The organism is Microbacterium sp., assembly GCF_049661145.1.
GTDB lineage: Bacteria > Actinomycetota > Actinomycetes > Actinomycetales > Microbacteriaceae > Microbacterium.
The window spans coordinates 1-4,188 of sequence record NZ_JBASZT010000231.1; the positions used below are offsets into that span (position 1 = coordinate 1).

4 protein-coding genes are annotated in these 4,188 nt (G+C 68.8%); all 4 read left to right on the forward strand.

All coding sequences use genetic code 11. The annotated features are described in order from the left end of the window. The first annotated feature begins 200 nt into the window (after window positions 1–200). The 4 genes from WBP48_RS09750 (at window position 201) to pucL (ending at window position 4,083) form a co-directional block, all read left to right on the forward strand. A complete protein-coding gene (locus WBP48_RS09750) occupies window positions 201–1,883 on the forward strand; it encodes a glycoside hydrolase family 13 protein (protein WP_424439585.1) in 1,683 nt (560 codons plus the stop codon). Window positions 1,884–1,987: 104 nt separating this feature from the next. Continuing rightward, window positions 1,988–2,497, forward strand: coding sequence for a 2-oxo-4-hydroxy-4-carboxy-5-ureidoimidazoline decarboxylase (uraD, locus tag WBP48_RS09755; RefSeq protein ID WP_424439588.1), 510 nt, complete (start codon window positions 1,988–1,990; stop codon window positions 2,495–2,497). After that, window positions 2,494–2,820, forward strand: coding sequence for a hydroxyisourate hydrolase (uraH, locus tag WBP48_RS09760; protein WP_424439591.1), 327 nt, complete (start codon window positions 2,494–2,496; stop codon window positions 2,818–2,820). The genes uraD and uraH overlap by 4 nt, the downstream gene beginning before the upstream one ends. A 345-nt stretch (window positions 2,821–3,165) precedes the next feature. Next, a complete protein-coding gene (gene pucL / locus WBP48_RS09765) occupies window positions 3,166–4,083 on the forward strand; it encodes a factor-independent urate hydroxylase (protein WP_424439594.1) in 918 nt (305 codons plus the stop codon). Window positions 4,084–4,188: the final 105 nt, after the last annotated feature.

Sequence of the window (4,188 nt, forward strand, 5' to 3'; positions counted from 1 at the left end):
GTCGCGAATGGTCGCCACACACCCGCGAATACGACCAGATGCGACCCCCCCGCAAAGCACCCCCGCCAGAGTCGCCCGCGGGGTCGCGAATGGTCGCCACACACCCGCGAATACGACCAGATGCGACCCGCCCGCAAGAGCTCCCCCAAACCCCCACATCCGCCCACCCCTGCGCAAGCGCTTGCGCTATGCTGGCTCGCATGACGTCGCAGCTCACCTCTCCCTTCCCCGCCATCCGCGAGACCCGTCCGGGTGCTGAATGGTGGCGCACCGCGGTGATCTACCAGATCTACCCTCGCTCGTTCGCGGATGCGTCGGGCGACGGCATCGGCGATCTGCCGGGCGTGACGGCGCATCTCGACGACCTCGTCGCCCTCGGAGTGGACGCCGTGTGGCTCAGCCCCTTCTACCGTTCGCCGCAGAACGACCACGGCTACGACGTCGCCGACTATCGCGATGTCGACCCGCTGTTCGGCACCCTCGCGGACTTCGACGACCTGCTCACCGAGGCGCACACCCGCGGCATCCGCGTCGTCGTAGACCTCGTCCCGAACCACACGTCGAGCGAACATCCCTGGTTCCAGGCGGCGCTCGCGGCGGCTCCGGGCAGCCCCGAGCGCGCCCGCTACCTCTTCCGCGACGGAAAGGGCGAGCACGGCGAACTGCCGCCCAACAACTGGGAGTCCGTGTTCGGCGGCGACGGCTGGACCCGCGTGACCGAGGCGGACGGCACGCCCGGCCAGTGGTACCTCCATCTCTTCGACGCCACGCAGCCCGACCTGGACTGGGCCAATCCCGAGGTGCAGGAGGAGTTCCGCAGCATCCTGCGCTTCTGGCTCGATCGTGGCGTGGACGGGTTCCGCGTCGATGTCGCCCACGGCCTCGTCAAGACCGACGGTCTGCCCGATCACCTCCCTCCGGTGGATGCCGAGGCCACCGAGGCGAGCCTCCACGAGTCGCCGTACTGGGGTCAGGAGGGCGTGCACGATGTATACCGCGACTGGCATGAGATTCTCGCGGAGTACGACGGCGACCGCGCGCTGTGCGGCGAAGCATGGGCGCCGACGGTCGACAAGACGGCGCTGTTCGTCCGTCCCGACGAGATGCAGCAGACGTTCAACTTCCCGTACCTGCTCACCGCGTGGGATGCCACCGCGCTCCGCGAAGTCATCTCCGAGTCGCTGCGCGCGTACCCCGCCGTCGGGGCACCCGCCACGTGGGTGCTGTCGAACCACGACGTCATCCGTCACGCGTCGCGGCTCGCGCTGCCGCAGTCGGAGCGGCACGACGACGGCCTCGGCCCGGACTCGCCCGTCCTCCCCGACACCGTCGTGGGGTTGCGTCGCGCCCGCGCCGCGACGACGCTCATGCTCGCCCTGCCCGGCTCGGCATACCTCTACCAGGGCGAGGAGCTCGGCCTTCCCGAGGTCGCCGACCTTCCCGACGAAGTGCGCCAGGATCCGAACTGGTTCCGCACCGGCGGCGAGCGCTATGGGCGCGACGGATGCCGGGTGCCGATCCCCTGGACCGCCGAAGCCCCCGCGTTCGGCTTCAACGACACGGGCGCCTCGTGGCTGCCGCAGCCGGCGGAGTGGGCGCAGTTCGCACGGGACACGCAGGAGAACGACCCCGACTCGACCCTGTGGCTCTACCGCACCCTGCTCGCCACCCGACGCGAGCACGGCCTCGGCCAGGGCGCGATCCAGTGGCTCGACGGCTACCCCACCGACGTCATCGCGGTGCGCAACGGCGACGTGACCGTCGTCGTGAACCTCGGCTCCGAGCCGGTCGCGCTGCCGCCGGGGACCCTCGTGGTCGCAAGCGAACCCATCCACGACGACACTCTCCCCGCCGACACAGCCGCCTGGCTCCTGGCCGACTGAGACCTGCTGCTCGGCGGCAGGGCTCGTGTCAACGGACACGGGCACACTTGACCGCGGCGCGGCGCGGCCGGGCGCGCGAAGCGCAGACGCGCTACTGTCTCCGCATGGACCTCGCCTCGTTCAACACCGCCCCTTCGACGGAGGCGGTCGCCATCGCGTCGGTGTGGGCCGCGATCCCCGCCTGGGCGGACGCTGTCGCTGCCGGCCGCCCGTACGCCTCCGTCGACGACGCCGCGGCGGCTGCCGACGGCGCTGCACGGGCGTGGACATCCGCCGATCTCGACGCCGCGCTCGCGCATCACCCGCGCATCGGACAGAAGCCCGCGGGATCCAGCGCGGAGGCCGACGCCTCGCGAAGCGAGCAGGCGGCGATGGCCTCGGCATCCGACGACCTCACCGCGGCCATCGCCGAGGCCAACGCGGCGTACGAGGAGCGTTTCGGCCGCGTTTTCCTCATCCGCGCGGCGGGACGCACCCCCGCCGAGATGCTCGCCGAGGCGCGGCGCAGAATCGGCAACACCGACGAAGAAGAGACCACCGAGGCACTGCTGCAGCTGCGCGAGATCGCGGTGCTGCGCCTGCGCACGAACCTTTCCGAAGAGAAGAAGGAATGACGATGGCCCACCTGACGACGCACATCCTCGACGCGACAGCGGGCACTCCGGCCGCGGGTGTCAGCGTGACGCTGACCGACGCAGCCGGCGCCGTCGTCGCCACCGGCGACACCGACGACGATGGGCGTCTCGCACTCGGCCCCGACGTCCTGCCCGCCGGCGACTATGCGCTGCGATTCGCGACGGGCACTTACTTCGCGGGACGCTCCGTGGCGACTTTCTACCCGCGCGTCGAGATCGCCTTCACCGTCGAAGCGGCCGCGCACTACCACGTGCCGCTACTGCTGAGTCCGTTCGCGTACTCGACCTATCGCGGCAGCTGATGCGAAAGTCTCGTGACATGACCCAGACTTTCCCGCCCCACGGCGCGGCAGCGCCGCTGAAAAGCTGACCCGAATCTCGCATCCCCGAGGCAGACTCTCTCGCCCCACGGCGCGGCAGCGCCACTGAAAAGCTGAAGCGAAAGTCCCGCCTCCCCGGGCAGATTTCTTCGCCCCCGCGGCGCGGCAGCGCCCCGGAAAAGCCGACCCGTGACTCGACGCTGGGGGCCGCTCTGGCCGTGTCAATTGCGACCGAAACATCCATTTAACCTGCACGCAATGCCCGATTAATGTCTTAAGCGATAGCTTCACGAGGACGGTATTTCCCCACAACAACGGAGTCCTCTCATGACCGATGTCAGCGTCAGCCTCGGAGCCAACAAGTACGGAAAGGCGGAGAACCGAGTCGTTCGCATCGTGCGCGACACGGCCCGCCACGAAATCATCGACCTCAATGTCACCTCACAGTTGCGTGGTGCCGCCCTCGTCGACTCCTACCTCGTGGGAGACAACGCCCTCGTCGTCGCCACCGACACCCAGAAGAACACCGCCTTCGCCTTCGCCAAGGAGTACGGGATCGCCTCGCCGGAGGAGTACCTGCTGAAGCTCGGTACGCACTTCACGAACGACTTCGACTGGATCGAGGGCGGCCTGTGGCAGGCCGAGAAGTACGAGTGGGAGCGCATCCTCGTCGACGGCGCCGAGCACGACCACTCGTTCGTCCGCAAGGGCCAGGGCACGCGACTCGCGACCGTGCAGATCATCGACGGCGAGACCCACGTCACCGGTGGTGTCAAGGACCTCGTCGTCCTGAAGTCCACGGGCAGCGAGTTCGCCGGCTTCCCCCGCGACAAGTACACGACGCTCGTCGAGACCAACGACCGGATCATGGCCACGTCCGTCACCGGCCGCTGGCGGTTCCTTCCCGAGGCCGTCGAGGCCGGCATCGACTACAACGGTCTCTACGACGAGGTGAGCGCGATCCTGCTCTCCACCTTCGCCACGGTGCACTCGCTGGCGCTGCAGCAGACGCTGTTCGAGATGGGCAAGGCGGCCATCGCGGCGCGTCCCGAGATCGCCGAGGTCAAGTTCGCGATGCCGAACAAGCACCACTTCGTCTACGATCTCTCGCCCTTCGGCCTGGAGAACCCCAACGAGGTCTTCTACGCCGCCGACCGCCCCTACGGCCTCATCGAAGGCACGGTCATCCGCGACGGCATCGCCGCGGCTCCGGCGGCCTGGACCGACATCCCCACCTTCATCTAGCTCGAAAGTCTCGCGACATGAGCCAGACATTCTCGCCCCACGGCGCGGCAGCGCCACTGAAAAAGCTGACGACGGTATCCGCCTCGCGGGCGCGCTCGTGCGGGC

What these genes read in the sequence shown, in the direction of transcription:
- WBP48_RS09750 (WP_424439585.1), top strand. Translation starts at nt 201, where the DNA reads ATGACGTCGCAGCTCACCTCTCCCTTCCCCGCCATCCGCGAGACCCGT.
- uraD (WP_424439588.1), top strand. Translation starts at nt 1,988, where the DNA reads ATGGACCTCGCCTCGTTCAACACCGCCCCTTCGACGGAGGCGGTCGCC.
- uraH (WP_424439591.1), top strand. Translation starts at nt 2,494, where the DNA reads ATGACGATGGCCCACCTGACGACGCACATCCTCGACGCGACAGCGGGC.
- pucL (WP_424439594.1), top strand. Translation starts at nt 3,166, where the DNA reads ATGACCGATGTCAGCGTCAGCCTCGGAGCCAACAAGTACGGAAAGGCG.